This window comes from Mycoplasmopsis maculosa (assembly GCF_900660665.1).
Classification (GTDB): Bacteria; Bacillota_I; Bacilli_A; order Mycoplasmatales; family Metamycoplasmataceae; genus Mycoplasmopsis; species Mycoplasmopsis maculosa.
Genome location: NZ_LR215037.1, coordinates 368,050 through 391,336 on the forward strand (window position 1 = coordinate 368,050; position 23,287 = coordinate 391,336).

17 protein-coding genes, 2 tRNA genes and 1 pseudogene are annotated in these 23,287 nt (G+C 25.3%); 3 read left to right on the forward strand and 17 right to left on the reverse strand.

Annotation, left to right across the window (positions count from 1 at the left end; genetic code table 4):
• Positions 1-22: 22 nt before the first annotated feature.
• Genes EXC47_RS03965 through EXC47_RS03890 form a run of 4 tightly spaced genes read right to left on the reverse strand, consistent with a single transcriptional unit; the run spans position 23 to position 8,751 of the window.
• On the reverse strand, positions 23-2,017 hold the full coding sequence (locus tag EXC47_RS03965; protein ID WP_223211697.1) for an AAA family ATPase: 1,995 nt from the start codon (positions 2,015-2,017) through the stop codon (positions 23-25).
• On the reverse strand, positions 2,017-2,985 hold the full coding sequence (locus tag EXC47_RS01500) for a hypothetical protein (RefSeq protein WP_129646455.1): 969 nt from the start codon (positions 2,983-2,985) through the stop codon (positions 2,017-2,019). The genes EXC47_RS03965 and EXC47_RS01500 overlap by 1 nt, the downstream gene beginning before the upstream one ends.
• On the reverse strand, positions 2,985-5,000 hold the full coding sequence (locus tag EXC47_RS01505; protein WP_129646457.1) for a hypothetical protein: 2,016 nt from the start codon (positions 4,998-5,000) through the stop codon (positions 2,985-2,987). Before EXC47_RS01505 ends, EXC47_RS01500 begins: the two co-directional genes overlap by 1 nt.
• A complete protein-coding gene (locus EXC47_RS03890) occupies positions 4,990-8,751 on the reverse strand; it encodes an AAA domain-containing protein (RefSeq protein WP_165255935.1) in 3,762 nt (1,253 codons plus the stop codon). Before EXC47_RS03890 ends, EXC47_RS01505 begins: the two co-directional genes overlap by 11 nt.
• A 362-nt stretch (positions 8,752-9,113) precedes the next feature.
• Here EXC47_RS03890 and EXC47_RS03895 point away from each other — a divergent pair, with 362 nt between their 5' ends.
• Positions 9,114-9,275: a hypothetical protein gene (locus EXC47_RS03895; RefSeq protein WP_165255938.1), complete on the forward strand. Its 162-nt coding sequence runs from the start codon at positions 9,114-9,116 to the stop codon at positions 9,273-9,275.
• A 608-nt stretch (positions 9,276-9,883) separates the two neighbouring features.
• A pseudogene (locus EXC47_RS04040) lies at positions 9,884-11,008 on the forward strand (IS30 family transposase).
• Between the two features lie 251 nt (positions 11,009-11,259).
• Here the strand turns inward: EXC47_RS04040 and EXC47_RS01525 are convergent.
• The 9 genes from EXC47_RS01525 to tapR form a co-directional block, all read right to left on the reverse strand.
• Positions 11,260-12,510 (reverse strand): LlaJI family restriction endonuclease, encoded by a 1,251-nt coding sequence (locus tag EXC47_RS01525; RefSeq protein WP_129647273.1) that lies wholly within the window; start codon positions 12,508-12,510, stop codon positions 11,260-11,262.
• A 19-nt stretch (positions 12,511-12,529) separates the two neighbouring features.
• On the reverse strand, positions 12,530-14,317 hold the full coding sequence (locus tag EXC47_RS01530) for an AAA family ATPase (RefSeq protein ID WP_220096566.1): 1,788 nt from the start codon (positions 14,315-14,317) through the stop codon (positions 12,530-12,532).
• Between the two features lie 41 nt (positions 14,318-14,358).
• A complete protein-coding gene (locus tag EXC47_RS01535) occupies positions 14,359-15,288 on the reverse strand; it encodes a hypothetical protein (RefSeq protein WP_129646461.1) in 930 nt (309 codons plus the stop codon).
• Entirely contained in the window at positions 15,279-16,298 is a 1,020-nt protein-coding gene (locus EXC47_RS01540; RefSeq protein WP_129646463.1) for a DNA adenine methylase, read from the reverse strand. Before EXC47_RS01540 ends, EXC47_RS01535 begins: the two co-directional genes overlap by 10 nt.
• On the reverse strand, positions 16,289-17,239 hold the full coding sequence (locus tag EXC47_RS01545) for a Dam family site-specific DNA-(adenine-N6)-methyltransferase (protein WP_129646465.1): 951 nt from the start codon (positions 17,237-17,239) through the stop codon (positions 16,289-16,291). The genes EXC47_RS01540 and EXC47_RS01545 overlap by 10 nt, the downstream gene beginning before the upstream one ends.
• Positions 17,230-17,529, reverse strand: a complete 300-nt coding sequence (locus EXC47_RS01550; protein ID WP_129646467.1) for a helix-turn-helix domain-containing protein — start codon at positions 17,527-17,529, stop codon at positions 17,230-17,232. Before EXC47_RS01550 ends, EXC47_RS01545 begins: the two co-directional genes overlap by 10 nt.
• Positions 17,530-18,158: 629 nt before the next feature.
• Positions 18,159-18,232 (reverse strand) — tRNA-Thr (locus tag EXC47_RS01555).
• A 19-nt stretch (positions 18,233-18,251) separates the two neighbouring features.
• Entirely contained in the window at positions 18,252-19,487 is a 1,236-nt protein-coding gene (tyrS, locus tag EXC47_RS01560; protein WP_129646469.1) for a tyrosine--tRNA ligase, read from the reverse strand.
• A gap of 1 nt (position 19,488) precedes the next feature.
• Positions 19,489-20,106, reverse strand: coding sequence for a TyrS-associated PheT N-terminal domain-related protein TapR (tapR, locus tag EXC47_RS01565; protein WP_129646471.1), 618 nt, complete (start codon positions 20,104-20,106; stop codon positions 19,489-19,491).
• A 92-nt stretch (positions 20,107-20,198) separates the two neighbouring features.
• Here tapR and EXC47_RS01570 point away from each other — a divergent pair, with 92 nt between their 5' ends.
• On the forward strand, positions 20,199-21,086 hold the full coding sequence (locus EXC47_RS01570) for a DegV family protein (protein ID WP_129646473.1): 888 nt from the start codon (positions 20,199-20,201) through the stop codon (positions 21,084-21,086).
• Between the two features lie 39 nt (positions 21,087-21,125).
• Here EXC47_RS01570 and EXC47_RS01575 read toward each other — a convergent pair.
• From EXC47_RS01575 to prfA, 4 genes are all read right to left on the reverse strand, one after another.
• Positions 21,126-21,200 (reverse strand) — tRNA-Trp (locus tag EXC47_RS01575).
• Positions 21,201-21,225: 25 nt separating this feature from the next.
• The gene (locus EXC47_RS01580; protein ID WP_129646475.1) at positions 21,226-21,444 is read right to left on the reverse strand and encodes a phosphopantetheine-binding protein; all 219 of its coding nucleotides are present in this window, start codon (positions 21,442-21,444) and stop codon (positions 21,226-21,228) included.
• Positions 21,445-21,462: 18 nt separating this feature from the next.
• Positions 21,463-22,173 (reverse strand): peptide chain release factor N(5)-glutamine methyltransferase, encoded by a 711-nt coding sequence (gene prmC / locus EXC47_RS01585; protein ID WP_129646477.1) that lies wholly within the window; start codon positions 22,171-22,173, stop codon positions 21,463-21,465.
• 1 nt (position 22,174) lies between these two features.
• Positions 22,175-23,251 carry a peptide chain release factor 1 gene (gene prfA, locus EXC47_RS01590; protein WP_129646479.1) on the reverse strand — a complete coding sequence of 359 codons (1,077 nt, stop codon included), beginning with the start codon at positions 23,249-23,251 and terminating at the stop codon, positions 22,175-22,177.
• Positions 23,252-23,287: the final 36 nt, after the last annotated feature.

Sequence of the window (23,287 nt, forward strand, 5' to 3'; positions counted from 1 at the left end):
TTTTGTTTTAATTGAATTTATTTTAAAATATTTCTTCTTTAAAACCGTGGCTATTATTTGAAGATACATATTTTAGTTTTAAATTTACTAAAGCGTCGTCGTCTTTTGATTCTAATAATTTATTTTCAATTAGTTCTCTATTTTTAAAAATGATATTTGATATTGCTTTTACTAAATCAGTTTCTAAAAATAAAATAAGAGAACGAGCTCCCATTGAATCATCAACATTATTAGCAACTAATAAATAATATTCTTCAATCGAATCATCAAATATTAATTTTATGTTTTTTTCTTTTAATAAAAATTCTTTCATTTTTTTAATTTTAGATTTTATAATGTCAATTTTTATTTCTAAAGAGGTAATTTTATTAAAAGGAATTATGTTCGGTATGCCAATTCTATTTAAAATCTCAGGTCTTTTTAACTCATAGCTAAAATATTTTTTAACTTCTGAAATAAAGTGCTCTTGAATTTTTTTATTATCTATGTCTTTAGGCATTGTAGAAGCACCTATATTTGAAGTAAAAATAATAAATGTTTCTGAAAAATCAACTAATTCTCCTTTAGAAGAAGTCAATCTACCATCTTCTAAAATTTGTAAAAATTTATCAAATATTTTTGAATTAGCCTTTTCTATCTCATCAAATAATAAAATAGAAAAAGGTTTTTGTAAAACAGAATTAGTAAGCGTGCCGCCAGCTTCATATCCAATATAACCTGGAGCAGCTCCTAAAAGTTTTTGATCAGATTCTTCATGGTTATACTCTGACATATCAAATCTAATTATTTGATTTGGGTCATTAAAAATAAATTCAGATAAAGCTTTTGCTGATTCAGTTTTTCCAACACCTGTAGGTCCAGCAAAGAATAAAATTCCTCTTGGTTTTGATTTTTTTTGAATGTCAGAGCTTTGTAAAATACCTTGTAATCCAATCTGACTTCTAATTAGTGTGTCTTTTATTTTAATACCAACATGAGATTGACCTTTAACTTTATTGTCAAAATCTTCTAAGAATTTATTTAAATTTTCAGCATTAATTTTTTCTCATTCTGATTCTTTCTTTTCAAAAAAACATAGTCTATATAGTTCTTTAAAATCTTTTATATTATCAATATTATTAGAAAATACTTCAAGTTGAAATAATTCTCTAAAAGTTAATCCATTAGTTATTGCACTTGCATCATCAATTTCTTTTTTGGTTATTAATTTATTATCAAGTTTTTTAAATAAAATCCCTCTTATGTTAAAAAATGATTTTCTTTCCTCTAATGAAGGACTTGGAATTATTAGTGATGTTATTTCCTGATTATTATTAAAAAGTATTGAATTAAATATTTGATCGTTTTTTATCAAAATTATTAATTTAAAATTTGAAGGTTTGTTTTTATGAGCTATTTGATTAATTTCGTTAGTGAACATATCAATCAATGAATTTAATTTAGCGATATCTAATTGAGCATTTTTATCGCTATAAATAGAATCAGCTAAATCTAAGATAAATAAATTTTGTGAAGCAATTCCTTCATTATTGATTTTCTCAATTATTAAACTTTTTAATTTTAAATTGATATCCTCATTTTTGACATTATCATTACTTTCAATATTTACAAAATCAAATATTTCTGATTTTTCAATATCATCAAAAGTTTTCAAAGTATCAGTTTTTTTATCTTTATTTTTAAAAATTTTTATATTTCCGTGAACGATTTCACTCTCCATTTCTCAATTTGAATTGTAAAGATATATATTATCAATGTCTAGATTTTTATCCTGATATAAATAATGCAATAAATATTGATTGAAAGTTAAAAAATCTAAATTTACAAATTCAGTAAGGGATTCTAAATATTCACTTTTTAATAAATTTTTATTTATATTATCTAATGACGGTTTTTTTATTGGCAAATTCAATATTTTAGGAGATATAAACTCAGAAGTGTTTCCTTTTAAAATCACAATATTTTTATTGAGTAATTTAAATTTTAATTGCGTTGTAATTGCTTCTTTTAAATTCATTATTTATTACCTCATCTTTTTACTTTTTCTTTTGCACTATATTTGGGTTTTGTTGCTACAAAAGTTCTATTAACAGTATATTTAACAATATTCATATTTGAATTTTTAGTTATATATTCAAGCATCTGATTAGCCGTTTTTGAACATACATGCCTTTTATAGTCACCGATTTGATATTCAACCGTTCCGTCTGGTGAAACATTAAATATCACTTGTTCTTCTAAATTGTTTTCTAAAATATAAATTACGAAAAGCTTTTCATTAACAACTTTTATTTGTTTTCCTGCTAATTTATACTTTTCTTTAATCATTAAAAACTCAATAAATGGTTTTGCTATTTTATCGGCTTTCAATATTGAATTATTTTTTTCTTTAAATCAAATTTTAAAATCATCAATATCTTTTTTAGTTGTAATTATTTTTATCTTATCTTCAAAATATTGTTTTAATTCGTTATTTTTAATTTCGCTTATTTTTGCATAAATACTATTCTTAAAGCTTCTTAATTCTTCAATAGAAGCTTTGGCATTCATTAGTTCATTAATTTCTAAATTAAGGTTATCTTCAGTTAACTCTAAATTACTATTTATGATCAAATCTCTTGCTTCGTAAGCTAATTTCCCAAATTCATATACATAGTGATTAAAATTTTCTATCGAAATTGAATTATCTACTTTTCTATAATCAACTGTATCAATTATATTTAATAATAATTTATTGATTTTGTCATATTCTAATTCGTATAAACTTAATCCTTTGTATGAATTTAAATCCATTTCAACTTTTTGATTAATATTTGATTTAACATTTTCAATTTGTTCAATAGCTTCTTTTATTAATCTATTGTTTTGATATTCATTAGATAAAAGCATATTATTTAGTAGTTCAGTATTTTTATCACAAATATTTTCTAAATCTTGTTTTTCTAATTCGCTTAAATTCAATGTTACGGTTGCTATGTGACTCATTATTTACTAACCTCAAATTGTTTTATATATTCGCTAATTTTATCTAACTTATTATTTTCAACCATTACTTCTTCATCACTCATTTTCAAAATATATTCAGCCGTAGTCGTGTCTTTTTTAGAAGAATGAGCATAGTTATTAGATAAATATTTGTAATAATCAGCGAGTTTTAGATCTATTTTTTCTAATGATTCTGTAAATGTTGTTTTACTATTTTTTTTAAATTTTTCAAGTCTTTGTCTGATTGATACAGCTTTAGGAATTAAATTATTTCTAATATATTCTAAAGAGTTTTTGATTTCTTCCTCTTTTTTAAAAATATATTCATTAATGTAATCTAAACAATCAAATGCTAATAGACCTTTATATACTTCTTTTTTCTTAAATTTTTCTAAATGATTTAATTTAACTGAAGCTTCAATGTCAGAATTAATTTGTTCATTTAAATTTTCAAAATCGCTAGAAATATGATTTTTTAAATCGTGATAAAATAGTGTTTCTTTAAATTTATTGTCATTATATAAATCAACTAGATGGTGTTCATTAACATACTTTTTAAAAATTTCTCTAAGCATATTATTATTTCATGAAGATATAAAGTTAAAAATATCTAAATTGTGTAAATTGATATTGTATTCACTAATAATGTTTTTAAAAATAAGTTCGCTATTATTTAAAATGCTCATGAATTTATCTAAATCATCGCTAGTTTTAATAGTATTTAAAACATCTAAAAACACATTATTAGAAAATAGTTGAGTAATTTCTTTGAATCTATCTTTAGTTTTAAAATTACTTAAAAATATTCAAATTTTTGAAATTAATTCAAAATTAAAGTTAGATTTTTCTTTAATGTCTTTTAAAAATTTGTCTAAATATTTTTCTAAAGCAGAAGCCATAATATCAGTGGGCGATATTTTTTTATCATAAATATCTTCCAGCAACTCAAGGTATTTTGATTCGGGTATTTCAGTTGGAATAAAAAAGTCTACTCCATTTTCTTCAACTTTATTATCATCAATTTTTACATTAACTTTTATTTTGTTTATGTCAAATATTTTTTTATCTAATAGCAAAAACTTTTCATTATATTTTCCTTCAACAATATTATTTTGATCGAATGATTTTTTTATCATTCATTTTTTGATATCAAATTCTTTTATATCTAATTTTTCATATCTATCTTTAATTCGAAAATTACTCAAAAAAGTATTATTTGGGAATATAGTGTCATATAACAATTTACGATTATTCAGTTCATTAATTAAATTACTCTTTATAAAATCTTCCATGAAGTAATTTTGTGCAATATTCATTGGTCTTATATTAATAGAAATAATAGTTGATGAATTGTTAATATCAAAGGCGTAATCAGATTCAAAAAATGACACTTTAATATCATGACTATTTTCAACACCTTTTTTCAATATTAATTTTGAGTCATCTTTTTCAAAATCATATTCAAGTTTCGAAATCTTTTGATCAATTTCTTTTGATTCATTTTTATCAAAGCCTTCAAAAGAATAGCCATTTCAAGCTTTATCTATATTTTTAGTGTCAAAGTATTTATCATAATTCTCTGATAAAAACTTACTCTTAATATAGAAAGTGAAGTACTTTTTCATCTCTCGGTCAGTTAAACTGTAAAACTTATTCATTTCAACATATTTTTCAATTTTTTTATTTATGTCAATGTTTTTAATATCCATTTCTAATAAATTAAAATCCTCAATCATGCTTTCAGAAGAATTAAAATTTATAGTTATTATATTTTTTCTATGCATATCCCTTAAAATCAATAGCCAAAATTTACGAATCAACACATCACTATTAATGTTGTAAAACTCCTTAAATATGTCATTTACAGTAATATACTTATTTAATTTTTTAAATTCAATAAGCGGAATCAATATAAATTTATAATAATTTTCCATTTTTTCTATTTCACGATACGTAAATTCAACGCGCTTTTGAATAACTGGAAAATTAAGTTTAATTTTTATCTTATCATTCATTGTATTCCTTTCCTATAAATTCTTCTGGGGTTACAAAATAATCTTTGTTTTGCAAATAATTATTTATATATTTTTTCAATACCATTAAGCCTTGGCTACTATTTTTATAATATGAAAAATCACCGACAACAATTAAAATATTTTTTGTTCGACTAAAAGCAACGTTCAGTCTAGCTTCATCGTTTAAAAAGTTGGTATTACGTTTATTAGTTGTTTCCTCTGTTCCTTTATTTTCCGATCTCACTAAGTCAACAATAATAAATTCACATTCTCTACCTTGAAAGTTATCAATCGTATCAATTACTATTGATCTCGTTGCAATATATTTAGTATATAAATCTGGATATTTAGATTGAATAATTCCTCTAATAACAATTGCCTGATTTCTAGTCAAAGCAATAACTCCGATTTTTGATTTTTCATTTTCAATGTTTATTCCATCATGTTCCAAGTCATTTATTAATTTTTGAATTATTTTGACTATTACAATCGCATTATATTGATTCATTCTAGTATCTAGTGTACTCTGATTAAATTTTTTAATAAATGAACTTGATATAAAGCCATCTTCAATTAGCATATTGTGATCAAAATTATTAACAAGGTTAAATTTATTATCAAATTGTTTTATATCAATAATGTATTTTATTGGAAGAGTGTTAGTATCTATTAAATTTAACTTGCTAGTTATATTGCTATATTTTTTAAAGTTAACATCTTTGTTAAATGTTTTAAGTTCCTGATTTTTTTGTTTATATAAAACATTTATAAAATGACAAATTTCGTCTGGAAATCTATGTTGAATATCTAAAAATTCATAAGCCAATGAATTGCCATTCGACATATTCGTTAATTCTTTTATTTTCTCATTAAAATAAGGATATGCCAATGAATCGTTAATTTTATTAACAAGATCATTCTTCATTTTTTTATCGACATTATCTAAGCCATATTTTTCTTTAATCACTCAATTATATAATTCTTCTGAAAAATCAACAGTAGGTGGCAATTGATAAGCGTCACCACATAAAATTGATTTGCCTGAATGTAAACATCTATTTATTATTTCAAATAAATTTGACTTCGAAGTTTCGTCCATAATTGCCAAATCAATTTTATAGTCCATTGTCAAATCAATAAACTTACCATTATGTTCAATTTCACTGCTTGATGTAGTTGTTAAACCAAATAAGTTAACTAATTCATTATCAAATAAAACATCAACTAATTTTTCATTTCAATAAATATCTTCATTTTTATCTTCTAAATCATTAAGTTTGATTGCAATGTTTAACTTGTTTTTTATTTTAAATAAAACTTCAGAATCACAAAAATCATTGATGTTTTTATTTTGCTCATTTTTTACATAATCAGATATGTTTTTCGGTGAATTTACTCCAATTTTTTTTAGTTCTTTTCCAATTTTTAAATAGTCGTATTTTTCTAAAATATCAATAATTTTCTTAGAGTATTTTCTATCAGAAGCGCCGTCATCTTCTGACATATAGTAATGAACTTCTAGCGATTCTTTAAATTCTTCAATTTTCTTTCCATTTTCAATTATTTTTTTAATAAATAGATTTCAAATTTTTATATTATTTTCATTAATATCTTTATTAATATCATTACAAAATTCAAAAATTTTATTGTTAGTTGAGTTAGTTTTATGCAATAAATTCTCTTCTGATATTAAGGCTTTTATATAACGATTAGATAGATTTTCTTTTGAATAAGGATTAATATTATTTGCTCTATTTCCACTTGATACTTTTATTGCAAAAATATTAGGATTTATCGGATTTAATCTAGCAAATCTATCAAAAACATTGTCAATAGCTTCATGTGTTGAAGAAGTTAGCATAATATTTTGATTTTTATATTGATAGTAATCGATCAAAGCTGATATCACTTGAGTTTTTCCAGTGCCTGGAGGGCCTTGTAATAAGAATAATGCATCAGAAAAAATTGCCTTTTTAAAGGCCAAAACCTGTTTTTCGTTCAAATTATATTTAGAAATAAAATTATTAATATCTTCAATAACTTTGCTATTTTCATCTATTTTTACGGTCAATAGTTCAATTAACGATGGCAAAAATGAAGGTTCTTTTATATAACCTTTAAACAAGTTTTTGATAGAATTATATGATCTATTTATTATTGTTTTTTCACCGATATTTATAGTTGATAATTGATATCTTTTTCAACTATTATTTTTAAAATAAGATTCTATTTCAACTGATACATCATCTTTCGTTTTAGGCTCTATTTTTATTGATTTTACTCTTTTAACAAGATACTTTTCGTTATTTATTTTGCTTATCAAATTTTCATATTCTTTTTTAAGAGAAGTTTGTCTATTTATTTCTAAATTTTTAGAATTTATTTCTTTTGTTAATCCATTTTGTTTATTTGTAACTTTATTTATTTCGTTTTCATATTCTAAAATACTTTTTTCTTCTTTTTTTATTTTGTTTTTTATTTCTTCTATTTCTTTTTCAAGTGTTTTTTCATTAATTAAAATCTGATATTTATTAATTAAATTTTGAATATCTCTTATTTTGCCATTATACGTTTTAATATCATTGTTAAAGTTATTTAAATTGACATTAATTTCTTTAATTTCTTTATTTAGTACATTTATATTTTCATCAATTTTTTCTATGTTTTTGTCAAAATTATAGCTATTTGCTTCATTTTTTTGTATATTTTTTAGCCCGTTTTTTTCTTCAAAAAACTTAAATGTTATTTTAAGTGAATCAAACAGGTTTGTCTTTGAACGAATATCTGATAAATTTCAGTCTTTTTTATGTTCTAAAACATTAAAATTATTTTTGTGAAATAAATATAAATAATTATTATCAAAATTAATAATATTATCCTTTTCGTTCTGTTTTTTTTCTAAAATAATATTTTTATTTGACAAGTTCAAAAAAAATGCGGTGTCAGAATTTTTTGTATCATCATAAAATTCTAAAAATAATCTAAAATTGCTTTCAATATCGTTTAATTTTAAAGGGTCTTCATTTTTCTTAAAAATTGATTTTGTATTTTGTAAAACACTTTTTATTATTTGTCTCGATATTAATTTTGAATTATTACAAGTTGTTGAATTACATTTGTTATCGCTATTACATGTAAATTGAACTTCGTCAATCTTATAAAGTTTTCTATTAATTTTACTAATTGGTAAATTATAATTAGAAATATTTATTCTTTGTAATTCAAAATTTATAATTATGTTTTCAGTATTATTGGTATTGCTATAATAGTCATTATTTATACTATTTATTTCTCTAGTTACTGTCAATTTAAAAAATAAATTAATAGCATTAGCATCAACTTCTATACCTTCAATTTTTAAATTTGACAAATCTTTAGTTTGTGCTACAACTAAAAAATTATCATATTCTTTATGTTTTAATTTAGGATCTTTCAAGATTCTAATAAGCTCGTCATATATATTATTATCTTCTTTTAAGTACACTCTCGAAAGACCGCATGTATAAAAGTCCAAATTTTTATCTTCGTTAAGAAATTTAAATAGTTTTCTATAATCTAATTTTTCTCTTTTATTTAGTTTTTTACTTTCTAATTCTTTTTCTAATTGATTTAAAATTGTAATTTTTTTGTTACGAACTTCTCTTTTACTAAAAGTTAATTGAGAATCTTGTTTTCTTAATTCATTGTTACCATTAATTAATTCCGAATACGATATATCACATTTATTTAAAATATTTAATATAAGTTTCATAACACCTCTTTGCTGGTTAATTAAAATTTACGCACTTATTTATAAATGATTTAATATTAGAAAATAGTAAATTTTGTGTAAAAACTGATATCTCATAAAAATTTTTATTTTCTAAAATATAAGATAAATCATTTTTCTTATATAAAAAAACTTTTCTTTGAATATAGTTTTAATTAATTCAAATATAGAAAAATCTTTAATATCATTTAGATCCAAGAAAGGTTTTATTTTTTTTTATTAAGGTAGATTTACCACTAGCGCCCATTCCTATAATTGCTATTCTTAAAGTCTTATTCTTTGAAGTTGCAAAGTATAAATAAATTGAAATTATAAAATATATTAAATTAATCAAAAGAACTGTGATGTTTAAAAATACTATTCCTGAAAAAAATATAAAACATAAAATATTTTTAATACATCAAATTAATCAATTGTTTCTAAAACCTAATGCCATCATAGTTAATGCAACTACTGAAACAGAATTAAATGATGCAAGTAAAATAGAAGCATTTTTTTATAATTAAAATTAGTTCCATATTCCAAATAGTCAATATTTAAAATTTTTCCAAAAATATTATTTGTATAAGAATTTAAAAAGTAAAATATAATAAAGAAAATTATGAAATAAAGAATAAATAAAATTACCTTATAAAATGAATTTCTCAAAGAGCTAATTTCTAATTTAGATTTTATTTTTTGCTTAATAAAAATAGATATCAAAATTACTATATAAATAAATTGTAATGTTTCATCAATAACTAAGCCATTAGAAAAACAAAATAAACTATATATAAAATTGCATTTAAAATAGCATATAAAAATGCAAAGTTTTTTCTTTTTGCAAAATAATAAATAGCCAATATACCTAAAAAAGCAAATAAGCTAACAGATAAATTAACTAATTTTCTTCATAATGAAATTTTGATTGTCAAATCCATTCTTTGCTATCTAAACTATATATGGATAACAAAAATAATAAAAATGAAAAATGCAAAAAAATTCAAAATATTTTTTAATTTTTATTATTTTAAACATTATTATATTATAACCAGAGAGAGAGAGAGAGAAGCAAATTCTCAAGAATTTGCCACATTGTAATTTACAAGGTAACATCTTATTTATATGAAAAAATATAAATAAGATGTTTTTTTATATAAAAAAGCCCCGAAAGAAATTCGAGACATACCAATATGAATTATATAAAAATAGATTATAAAATTAGAAAAATTATTAATATTTACTTAAATATAGAAAATAAAACTATAAGCAAAATTTCTAAAATGTTAAATATTTCAAGGAAATCATTATGAAATGAAATAAAAATTAATTCTAATTATTGAGGTTATAATGCAAATTCTGCACAAGAAAAACATAATAATAGAGAAAAATGAAAAAATCATTTTAAATTTATTAACAATATGAATTTATATAACGAATATTCAATACAATTCAAAAATAAATACAATAAAAACACTTTTAGTATTGAATTAACTCATTTATATATTAAAAATAATTTTGATTTTAAACCACCTTCTTTAAAAACTATATATAACTGAATTAATTAAAATTTTTGAGTAATAAAGAAAAAAGATTAAAAGCTCCAGCTCATATAAAGCTTATTGGTGCAAGATGGATAAGACCTTTTTGAGCACGCCCTAGAGAAATAAATGAAAGAAGCACATTTGGTCATTGAGAAATAGATTTAATTGTAGGAAAACAAAAAGCAGGACATTCACTCATTCTATCATTTGTCGAAAGATTCAGTAGATATGGCATATTAGTAAAAGTTCCAAATAAAAATCCTTGAAAAATTAATTTAATAGTTTTTAATATTATTAAAAAACTAAAATTAAATGCTAAATCAATAACTTGCGATAACGGCTTTGAGTTTAGTTCTTTATTTATATTGGCTTACAAACTTAAAATTTATATTTATAAAGCTGATCCATATGCTTCGCAGCAGAGACGAACTAATGAAAATTTTAATGGTTATGTAAGACGTTTTTTCAAGAAAAAAACTGATTTTAACTTAGTTTCAGATGAAGAAATTTTTAATGTTCAACATAATATAAATAATATACCACGAAAAATACACGGATACTTAAGTGCATCAGAAGTTTATGAACTTTGCAAAATCAAGGGTCCTGGAAAAATAATTTCAGAAAATTCTACTTTGTATAGTTGAGAAAGATCAAATAATAAATCAAACAAAATTAAAAATAACTTTTGAAGATTAAAAAATAATAAAGAAATATAGAAAGGAAAGTTTTGAATTTTTTTTTATTTCTACTTTTTTAAAAAAGTAGCAAAAACAATTATTGATAAACTACGTTGCTGCGCCTTTTGAGAATGCAGCTTTAAATAACCACTCATCAAATTAACATTACTAATCATAATATTAGAAAATATAAAAAAGGTAACCAAAACATATTTGGTTAGCTGTTACCTTGTGAATTACAATTTAGTGAGACCTCGTATTTGAAGTCTCTCATTTGTTTATTCAGTTATTTATGTGAAATATTTTTCTATTTCTTTGCTGATTTTTTCTTTATCTCTATCATGATTACCTTGATAGTTTTTCAAAAGATATCTAGTGTCAACTACAATTCCTTGAATTCTCTCATATGTTTCAGGATTGTTTATCCAATCACCTGTTGCTTCAGCAACGTTACCAAATAAGTCACTAATATAAAAATTATTTTTAGCTCGATTAAATGGCATTAAGAATGCATTATATACCTCTACGCCTTCTGGAACTCTGTTTCGCTTAACAAATTGGCCATATGTAATTTGTTTATTTATGTCAGAAGATTGCGGAAGCACCCCCACTCCAAACTGTGGCTGATTACCATAACGATAATATTTCGCATCAAGTACATAATACTTTCCATTATAAATCATTATTGTGTCTGGTTCTAGAGCACTAGTTGCTCTTCCTTTATTAGCTCCATATCTTTGAGTCCAAATGCCATGAGGAAAATAGTCACTCTTATTCGATTCACCAAATACAATATCTATCAGTTTTTCCCATACGTGTTCAAACTTATCTGTTCCAAAGTAGAATTGTTTATCAATGGTCTGATTATCCATAAATTCTAACATTGCTATCATCGAACTGAAGAGCATTTTATCAACATCGTTATTAGTATTTGCTTTCTTGTCATTCAGTATCGCAACCATTGTGTTTGTATCCGCGGGTGCATATGCAACTTCTGGTGAGTTAGTTGTATAAAGCCAGCCTATTCTCTCAAAACTCTCATAAACACAATATTTATGAATTTTAGTAATCATCATATTAAAATTAGGAGTATTATCCCTAACAACAGTATTTAAATAAATGACTGATTTTCCTTGAAATAATGGCGACACTTGTTTGATTGTTCTAGATCAGTTTGTTTTACCACGTCGATCAATTCTATAAGTCACTTCTGTTTCAGTATAGTAAGAACCGTTATGATCAAGATAATAATTGATTACATTAATGTAGGCTTGGATAGGAAAATCTACGGTTTGAGGTGCGGTAAACTTATCCATATGCAGAACTCTATCAGTTCTATCGGTAAATGCCGCCAAAACCATAAATAGATTTTTTACATCTCGTCTTAACTCGTCGTCATCCTCTGGGAGTTCATAGCCTAACGGAAAATAAATCATGGCATTCATGGAATCAGCTTTAACGCCAACAAATCTATCGCCATCGATATTATCATCTATATGACAGTGTTCTCTTAAAATAAAACGTTCACGGTCAATAGCCATTTGCATCACTCCTTTTTATTTATTCCAGTTTAGGTATTAAAGCATCAACAATATTTTGCTTAAATATTCCTTCAAATCTAGTATTTCCTTTTGCCTTGACAAATACTTCTATTACTTTCTCTAGACTATTAACTTTACTAATATCAAAGATTTCGTCTTTGTTAAATTTGAAAGCATCATCCCACAAGTATTTTAAGACTTTTTCTGCAAACCTTCTATTTTGTCTGTTTGATTTTTTGCTAAGTTCCTTATCTTCGCCTTCATATGTATCAATAACCAAATCTTCCTGAGAGACAAAGTGTGTTCCTAACCTCTTGTCTTCAGCAGATGTCATTCTGATATTCTTATTAAGAATCAAATCGTTAATAACGGTAAAGAATTTTTCCCACGTTACACTTGTATCAAGAATGAAAGTATCTGCGAATGCTTTTTCACTTCCATCTTCAGGAAATTTGTTTTGAATTAAGCGCATACTCCATCTTCTTTGAAAAGCCGTATCTAATGTAAATACGTTTTGATCACTTGTGTTCATGGTGCAAAGTATTGACATATTTGATGGTATAGAAACTTTATGATTTTCATTTCCGTAAACTACTCTTGCTACATCAGCGTTTGTTATTTCATATTCACTTGCACCATAATTAGGGTTTTCTATATTGTGTCCTGTTGTTTGATCTTTAATGAATTGACCTTGTCTATCTAAAAGTTGGAACACATCGCCAAATATCGCAGGAGCATTACCTCTATTTACTTCTTCAATAACCAGATAGAACATTTTATCAGGATTTGTATAAGCTTTTTTTACAAGTTTCGCAAAAGGACCAGGAGTAAATTCATAATTAACAGTTCCTTCGTTTGTAACTTTTGGCATAATTTGGCCTACAAAATCAGAATAAGTATAATCAGGATGGAAAACTAATCTTTCCATGCAAGTTTCGTCACTGCAATATTCGTTTTGAATAGTCCATGATTTACCAGCTCCAGGAACTCCATAAAGGATAATATTTTCGCCTCCTCTTATTCTTCCTATGCTATTATCAAAATTGGAATCTTCCCTATCATCTTCTTGTGAATCTAATTCTTTGCAATACTTATAAAAAACTTGAGCAAATACTACATTAGATATTTCACATTTTTTGACAAATTCACTTATTTGTCCTAATCTTCCAAAAGTAGAATCAGAAGGAATAAGCTTTATCACATAAAGGACTTTTTCTTGCCAATATTTATTATAAAATACTGGAATAACTTCTTTCTCCATCATATGAAAGTACTTAAGAACCCACATGCTATCAATCAATTCAGGGATTTTCGCATAAAGTTTTGTATAAAGCATTAAATAGTCTTCTACTACATTAATTGGTTTTGATTCTTCAATTATTTTAAGTCCTTGTACAAGCCCATCTCTTACTTTTGTTCCTTTTATTATAGCTTTTTCTAAAGACAAACCTGCAGGTTTTTGTCCTGTACCTGACATCCATGTGCTGGTTTCTTTGTCAAAAAATAGCGGATATTTATAAGCGTTGCCACCTTTTATACTACCAAAAAGTTCAGTGTTCATTTTCACATATTCAAGTTCATGACAAAGATTATCTGTATTACCGCCCAAGAATAATGCTTTTAATAAATCTTCACCATTCAATTTTTCAAGAGCATCGATTCCAAATTTAACTTGGAATTCTTTGTATAATGTTTTAGCTTCGAGATCTATATCAGCAAACTCTGCGCCCTTATTCTTAAACCATTCTGGAGTGAACTTTTCTAATTCTATCCCCTCATCTAATAATTCGCCATGTGCAAGTCCCAAAGCTACCTCAACATCATGTACATTCTTGTTTACGCTCATAATTAAATTCCTTCTTTTGCAATCAATTTATTAATTTGACCAAAAGATTGATCATATGACATTTGATATATTAAACCTTTACTGCTCATAAATTTTTTTATTCTTTCTGCATTACATGTTGAATAGCATTTACAGATAATATCGATATAATTATCCCAATTTACATCTCTTAAGGAAATTAAAATTAGTATTGAAAAAATCATATTGATATCATTGTTGAAAGTTGACACAGAATATGCACCACCACTGACAAACTTATGTGCTATTAAATCAGTAGAATTTTTGTTCTGTGAAACTAACAATACATAATCAAACAGATTCTGTTTTTCGTCTTCTGTTGAACCTAAATATATTTTATCAAATTGCTCGTCTTTGGCAAAAGTAATCAACCAAAAAACGTCACTTTGAAAGAGTTTGTCCTTTTTATCTATATAAAGGGATTTTTTCAACATTTCAAGAAATTTAACAGTTTCTAATCCATGCTGTTTCAAATAACTATCCAATTCCAAAACGGATTTTATTAAATCTTGTTTTCTTTCTTCAGTATTGTAGTCAACGATAAGCATCAATAGAATTATCCATTTTTCTTTATCTTTCAAATCCTTATCATTTGATATTCTCAACACTTCATGTCCTTTATCAGTAATATAATATCTATCTCCATCCATTCTGATAAAACCTGCGTTCTTTAAGTTAACAATCCTGTGCTTATCTTTTTCTTGACCGTTATCTTGATAGCTATTCCAGTCATCTCTCCTTAAACCATCTTTTGGTTTAAAAGCTTCTAATTGTTTAAAAAAGGAAGTAAGAGTTCTAAAATTTACGTTTAGACAAGAAAAAAGTTTACCACAGCTATTTTTTCCTGTGCTTTGAAACTTATCAACCCAAGTTTGACTTGTTTGTTTATTTTTATAATATTCGATTAGTTTCATTTTTCCACCTCGCAAATATATAATAATTCTTTATGTCCATCTAAATTTGTCTTACCAGAATTAAAAGCCTTATAGTCTATTTCTTTTACAACAACTTTTCCTCTTCTGCTTAAAGTTTCAATAATTTGTTCACTGGTGATAGTGTTAACTGAAGAAATACTTCCTGCTTTATATGTATTGTTATATGACACAACTATTAAGCTGCAGTCTAAATGTTCAATTAAATCAGCAAACAACATAGGAGCCTTTCTTCTGCAATATTCACTTTTCAACTCGTTTCGCTTAAACTTCATGGAATTTCCTTCGAATTCAGTAGGCTTATTCCAACGTGCAAGATTCTCCAAAACATGATAGAAATTGATGTATTGACGAGCATTATACGGAGGATCTATATATACGACATCTGCTTTTATTTTTCTAGAAACAGCATTTGCATCTTCATTATATATATCTGCAGGAATGACATTATTTAACACTTCTAAAAGAGATAATCGTCACTCTTTATCTTCAGGCTTTTTTCTCAAAAACGATTCAAAATGTCCTACTGTATTGGCTATTCTGTCACAAGAATATAGTAAGGTTGCGACCAAACTATAGTATTCACGAGAATTTAATTCATTTTTTATTCCTTCTATATAATCCCTAATATATCCTATTTTTTTTGCGTCATTATTTGAAAAATATTTTCCGCCGTAAATCTTTGAAAAATAATTGTCTTCCAATTCACTTCCGACAATTTTATTTAAGTTATTTATTATTTCTTCGAGATAATCTTTTCTAATTGGTTCTGAACCAAATACAGTTTGATAAACGACATAATTTGAATACAATGTATCGTTTAATATTGTTTTATATCCTTCTTCAGCAAATTTACAAGCGACAACGCCTGTGCCAGCAAAAATGTCGGCAAAAATAGACCCCCTAGGATATCCATATTCATTTACACTATTAAATATAAAATCAAGTAGTTTTGTTTTACTTCCAATATATCTTCTACTGCTTATTTTCATTGCTTATACCTCATATTAGTGATTAACACTTCTTGTTCATGAGCATTTCGATCAACCTTATGATAACTTGCTCCTCTATAGTGATAATCAATGTTATGAACCTCTACTACCTCACTATTTTTATGGCACCAATAAGATAAAGGTTCATTTGTCTTTCCAACCTTCGTCAAAACATTTGATAGAGCAAAATTAATTTTTTTAGCAATTAATGAGTCTATAAAATCCAGCAATGCATGTTCTTGAGGATTTCCCCAACCAGAATTATAAACAGCATTTCCAATTAAATATGGTGGATCCATATAAATAAAGTCAGCTTGATTAATAATGTCTAATTTTTCAAGGTCAATAAAGCTGGCACATATAAATTCACTCTCTATTGTTTTAATGCGTTCTATATATTCTTTGATTTTGTTAACATTCATCCTGTTAAGATCTGTTTTTCCAACTGGCAAATTAAAATGACCTTCGCTATTAAATCGAATATCATTATTAAATGCATATACCATCAGCATGTATAATAACACATTTGCATCATCTGTATTTTTGTCAAGGAGTTGATTATAATCCTCTCTCATTTTATAAAAACCTGCAGAATTATAATCTTTTAACCCATTATTCGCATTTGCATCATTGCATTTTTCGCGATAAAATTTATAACCATATTTAAACGAATAAGACAAGCCATATTTGTCAATTACATTTTCACATTCTTTTATAAAACCATCAAAATCTTGTTTTGATAGAAAAATTAATAAATTAATGATTCGTTCATTACTATCAACAAATATAATTTTTTTTGCGTTAGTATTTAATCCTACTGTTGCTCCCCCACAAAACAAATCAATCATACACTCTATATTTTCAGGAAAGTACTTTCTAATTTGGTCCATAATACGGTACTTATTTCCTGTGTAATTTAACGGAGATTTAATTAATTGCATTGTCTAGCCTCCATCTCTATGTTGTGTTCTTTGCATATTAATCTAAGTTTTTCTTTCACCAATCTAGTGGGCTCATATTTGCCATTTTCCCATCTATTTACAGACGCAAAAGAGACGTCAAGCTTTTCTGCAAGTTCATCTTGCGATAAATTAAGTATTGCTCTCACTTTGATAATAGTCGCTGGATAGTTTATTTTCATATTATCGCCTCCATAAAAAAATATCAAACTATATATAAAATTATAACACTTATTGCAAAATAAAGCAAGCAATTCGGCAAAACCAATCATCACTGAACCATAATTTTTTTGTAGTAATATATCCTGCTGAAAACAATCGTTCCCTAGAAACACCTATCATTACGTTGACATGGCTTTCGTTGCGTAGGAATATCTAAAAAATTAAAGAGCCTCATAAAAATAAAAACATCGACTATAAATATATCAAGAACTATATCTGTCAAGCCAGAATCCGAACCAATTATGATGGCCACTACGACATTTGTGGCTGAAATAATCGACAGAATAACGCAAAAACGAACGACAACAGTTCCTGATGCGATAAGCAACGAAACCAAAGAAATTACCCTAAGAAACTTCTCGCTGTTGCAGAACACTTTCTTCAATATCTGAGTATTTCTATATTTTTCTCAAATAATTTTTATATCTAAAATCTTTCATTTCACAGTTATATTCAAGTAAAAAAAGGATCTGTAAAAACACTTAACAAATATGTAAGAACCTTTCGTTTTTTTATAGAAATGCCAAATAAACAAAAATCCAGGTTCACTGTTGCTTTTTTAGCTGAAACCAGGATAAATGATGCGGATTTTTGATAAAAAGGCTCTAAAAACCCTACAAAGTGCACAAAAAAAGATTTGTACAGCAATTTTTACTGTATCAAACCTATGCTTCCTATATGGTGCCGACTACGGGAATCGAACCCGTGTCTGCTGGTTACGAGTCAGCTGCCTTACCACTAAGCGAAATCGGCATAATAAAGAAAAACTTTATTATTTAGTTTTAATTAAAATTGTTTGTTTTTTACCTTTTTTAAATATTGCATATTTTCCTTCATAATTGATAGGCATATACAAACTATTTTCATCTATATTATTATTATCTAATTTTAAGGCATTTGTTTGAATAAATTCTCTAGCTTCTCTTTTCGAAGAAATAATTTTAGCTTCAATTAATGAATCAATTAAATTTGAATTTTTTTCTAAAATAACTACTGGTAAGTAATTTTCGATAACTTCTAAGTCTTTTTTATTTAAACTTAAAACATCAAAATTTTTATCAAAAAGAATTTTTGTAATATTTTGAGCTTGTTTTAATTCTTCTTTTCCGAAAATGTCTTTTACTATTTCATCTGCTAATATTTTTTGTGCATAATGAGCTGAAGGGTTTTCAAAATGTTTATTTAAAATATTTCTAATTTCTTCAACAGGTAAAAAGGTTAATCACATTAATAATTTTTCAACCATTGAATCAGGTTGATTTACTAAATATTGATACATATTAAATGGGCTTGATAAAGTTTTATCTAACCATAAAGAACCACCACCTGTTGATTTTCCAATTTTATTTCCATTTTCATCTGTTAATAAATCTACTGTTAATCCTACTGCATTGTGTTTTTCAGGAAAAATTTTAGATATCATATCTAAACCTGTTGTTATATTTCCTCATTGATCAGAACCACCAACTTGTACTTTAATACCATCAGATTTATACAATGATAAAAAGTCATATCCTTGTAGTAATTGATAAGAAAATTCTGTAAAAGATAAGCCTCTTTCTATTCTTTTTTGAACTGATTCTTTTGATAACATATATGAAACATTAACTAATTTTCCAGCGTCTCTTAAAAACTCAAGAACATTCATATCTTTATAAATGTTATAGTTATCAATAACTTTTAACCCAAAACTTTCTAATTGTTTTCTAATGTTTTCTTTATTAGCTAAAACTTGTTCATTATTTAATAAAACTCTTTCAGAATCTCTAAATGATGGATCCCCAATCATACCAGTAGCTCCACCAACTAATGCATAAGCATTAAAACCAAATTCTTTAAATCTTTTTAAAACACTTATTAGAATATAATTTCCTAAATGTAAACTTTTAGCACTAGGATCAAATCCAACATAAACACCAGTTTCTTTTGGATTTAAATTTTCAAATTTTTCTAAATTAGTTATATCTTTTAAAATTTTTCTTTCTTTTAATTCTTTAATAATACTCATTTTATCCTCTTCAAAAATCAAATATTTCAGTTATATCTTTTCCTAAATTATTGTCAGTTGCATTTTCTAAAAAGTTTTCAAATTCGCCTTTTTCTTTTTCATTTAATCTTAAGCTTTCAGATGAACAAAGCATGCCCAAACTATCAACATTCATAACTTTTCCACTAGTTATTTCTAGTCCATTAGCTGTTATAGAACCTGGTAAACATCAAAAGAAATATTTATTTTCTAACGTATATGTTGTATTTGTTATTATTTGACGAGTTTCTGTATTGAAATCAACTTCTAAGACAAATAACTTATCACTTTTTGGATGTACTTCTCTTTTTATAATTTTACCTAAAGCAAAATTAGGTTTTTCATTAAATTTATAGTTTTTATTTAACATTAAAATTTTTTTTACAAATTCGCTTAAATCAATTAAATTTAAAATTGAAAAATCTTTATTTATATTTATTAATGAACTTTTTAGTAAATTTATACTATTAACATTATAATCTTCATCTCTAAAAATTATAAAGTCATCGTAAGTATCTGTTTTTGAAACTTTTATAGATGCGTCAAAATAAATAATTGATGTGTTTTTATATTTATCATTTAAATTAAAAAATACTGCCATAATTATTTAATTATAAATTAATTAATTATATTTTTATACTCTAATCAATAATTATTTTTTTAAACTAAAATATTAGGTATAATGAAAGCATTATGAAATATGCAATTGTAGTTGATTCGTCTTGTGGTCTAACAAAAGCACAAGCAGAAAAATATGGTTTATATTATTTACCACTTTACATAGATATTGATAACAAAACTTACGCAGATGGTATTGATATTAATTCAGAAAATTTATTTAATACTTTTAATTTAAAATCAGAAGTTAAAACTTCAGCTTTTAATCCAGCAGACGCTTATGATTTATTTGAAAAATTATCAAAGGAATACGATGAAATAATTGTCTACCCTATATCTAAGCATTTATCAAGTTCATATTCAACTTTAGCAACCACTTTTAAAGAGGAATTTAAAAAACTTAGAGTAATAGAATCTGTTCAAGTTGCTTCACTAATTATGTTAGATGTTATTTGATTTAAAATGCAATTAGAAAAAGATTCTTCAAAAATTGATGAATATATTAAAAAAATTGAAAAAGGTGATTGAAAACGTTCAATAACATTAGTTCCTAAACACAATAAATATTTAGTAAAAGGTGGAAGATTACACCCTGCTGCAGCCTTAATTGCTAAAGCATTAGGAATAGTTCCATTAATAAAATGAGAAAATGGGCAACTTTTAAAAGAAGGAATAGGAAGAAACTTTTTAAAAACAATTTTAAAAAACATTTCAGATAAATCTAAATCATTTGATGTTAAAACAAATAATACAAAAGTTATAATTTTACATTCAGGAGCTAATCCAGATGAATTAAGTCAATGTAAAGATCAAGTTAATAAAGAATTTAAAACTGATCCTGTTATAACTTACATTCCTAGCGTTGTTTCAATTCATACTGGTCCTGAAGCATATGCAACTATCGCTTTTGAAGATGAAAATGCAGATAAAATTTTAAAAACTTTTTCAGATATTATTAAATAGCCTTTGTCGGCTATTTTTATTTTTAAAAAAATAAAAAAATGGCAGGAGTAACAGGACTCGAACCCATAACACACGGGGTTGAAGCCCGTTGTTCTACCATTGAACTATACTCCTACAATAATAATGGTATTATACACCATTATTTAAGAAGTTTATCAAAAACTTCTACAATATCTTTAACTTTTTTAACTTTCATTAAATCTTCATCTGCAATTGTTACTTCATATTTTTCTTCAAACTGAAAAACCATTTCAGCTAATGAAAGAGAATCAATTTGCAATTCTGAAAACTCAGATTCAAGAGTAACTGGCTTTTTAGTTAAACTTTGAATTCTAGCAATAATGTAATTTATATCCATAATTTTATTATATAGCAATTAAAATTTAACAATAGCAAAACGATATTTATCATTTATATCTTTTAATAATGTTGAGTTTTTAATATTTTTTCAAATATTTTTATGTTTAGGATTTATTTCAAAAATTAATAATCCATTTTTATTTAAAAAAATTGGAGCTTCTTCTAATATTTTTTCATAAAAATATCAACCTTCTTTTGGTGCAAAAATTGCATGTTCTGGTTCAAATTTTAAACTTTCACTTTGCGCATCTTTATCATCATAAGCTACATAAGGAGGATTTGAAATTATAATATCATATTTGCCTTTTATATCTTTAAATAAATCACTTTGGATTATTTTAATATCATGATTTTTACCTAAATTTAATTCTGCATTTTCTTTTGTTTGTTTAATAGCGTTTGAGTCTATATCACTAGCTGTTAAATCTAGAGTATTGTTATTCTTTTTTAATGAAATTGCAATAAAACCACTACCTGTGCACAAATCAAGAATTTTCATATTATTTTTAATATATTTTTTTAATACTAAATCAACCATTTCTTCTGTTTCGTATCTTGGAATTAAAACGTTATAGTTTAAATTTATTCTTGTATTTAAAAACTCAACATATCCCATTATTAGCTGAATTGGCATGTTCATGTTGAGTTTTTTTATTTCATCTTCTGTGGCCTTTTGTTCTAATCCATATCTTCTTTTTTCTAAAAGAAGATCATCAATTGTAGGCATTTTAAAAACCACCTTCTTTTATTTTTTGATTTTGTTCTTCAGTAAGCAATGCATCAATTAATCCTGTTAGTTTACCTTCCATAACAGGTTTTAAACTTGTTGAAAAAGAAATTCTATGATCAGTTACTCTATCTTGTGGATAATTGTATGTTCTTATTTTTTCACTTCTGTCACCATGGCCAGCTAATTTTCTATATCCAGCTTCTTCGTCTTGTTTCTTTTGCATTTCTAAATCATATAATTTTGATTTTAAAACCATTAAAGCAGTCTCTCTATTAGCAATTTGGCTTCTTTCATCTTGCGAAGTAACAACAATACCTGATGGTATATGAGTAATTCTAACAGCTGAGTCAGTTGTATTAACACTTTGACCACCTGCACCACTTGAACGGTAAACATCTACTTTTATATCTTGTGATTTAATCTCAATATCTACAGAATCATCTATTTCAGGCATAACTGTAACTGTTGAAGTAGATGTATGTATTCTACCAGCGCTTTCAGTAACTGGAACTCTTTGTACCCTATGTACGCCAGATTCAAACTTAAATTTTGAATAAGCTTTTTCTCCTCTTATAGAAAAAACTATTTGACTAAAACCACCAGTTGAAGCTGTTGAAGAAGATAATATTTTGAATTTAAAACCTAACTCTTCTGCAAATTTTGAATACATTCTAAATAAGTCTCCAGCAAATATATTAGCTTCATCTCCACCTGCTGCTCCTCTTATTTCAACTATAACGTTTTTATCATCGTTTTCGTCTTTTGGTAAAATCAATATTTTTAATTCTTCCTCTAAAGGAGCTAATTTAGAAGTATTTTCGTCAATAATACTTTTAGCAAATTCTACTTCTTCTGCATTTTTTGAACTTAACATTTCTTTAGCCATTTCAATATCGTTTAAAATATTTTCATAAGTATTAAAAGCTTCAGCTATGTCTTTGATTTTATTAACTTCTTTACTTATTTTTGTATATTCCTTAATATCGCTAATAATTTCAGGTTCGTCTAATTTTTTTAATAATTCATTATAGCTATCTCTAATTTCAGATAGTGATTTATACATATTCTTTTCCATAATTTTTATATTATATATAAAAATATAATAAAAATT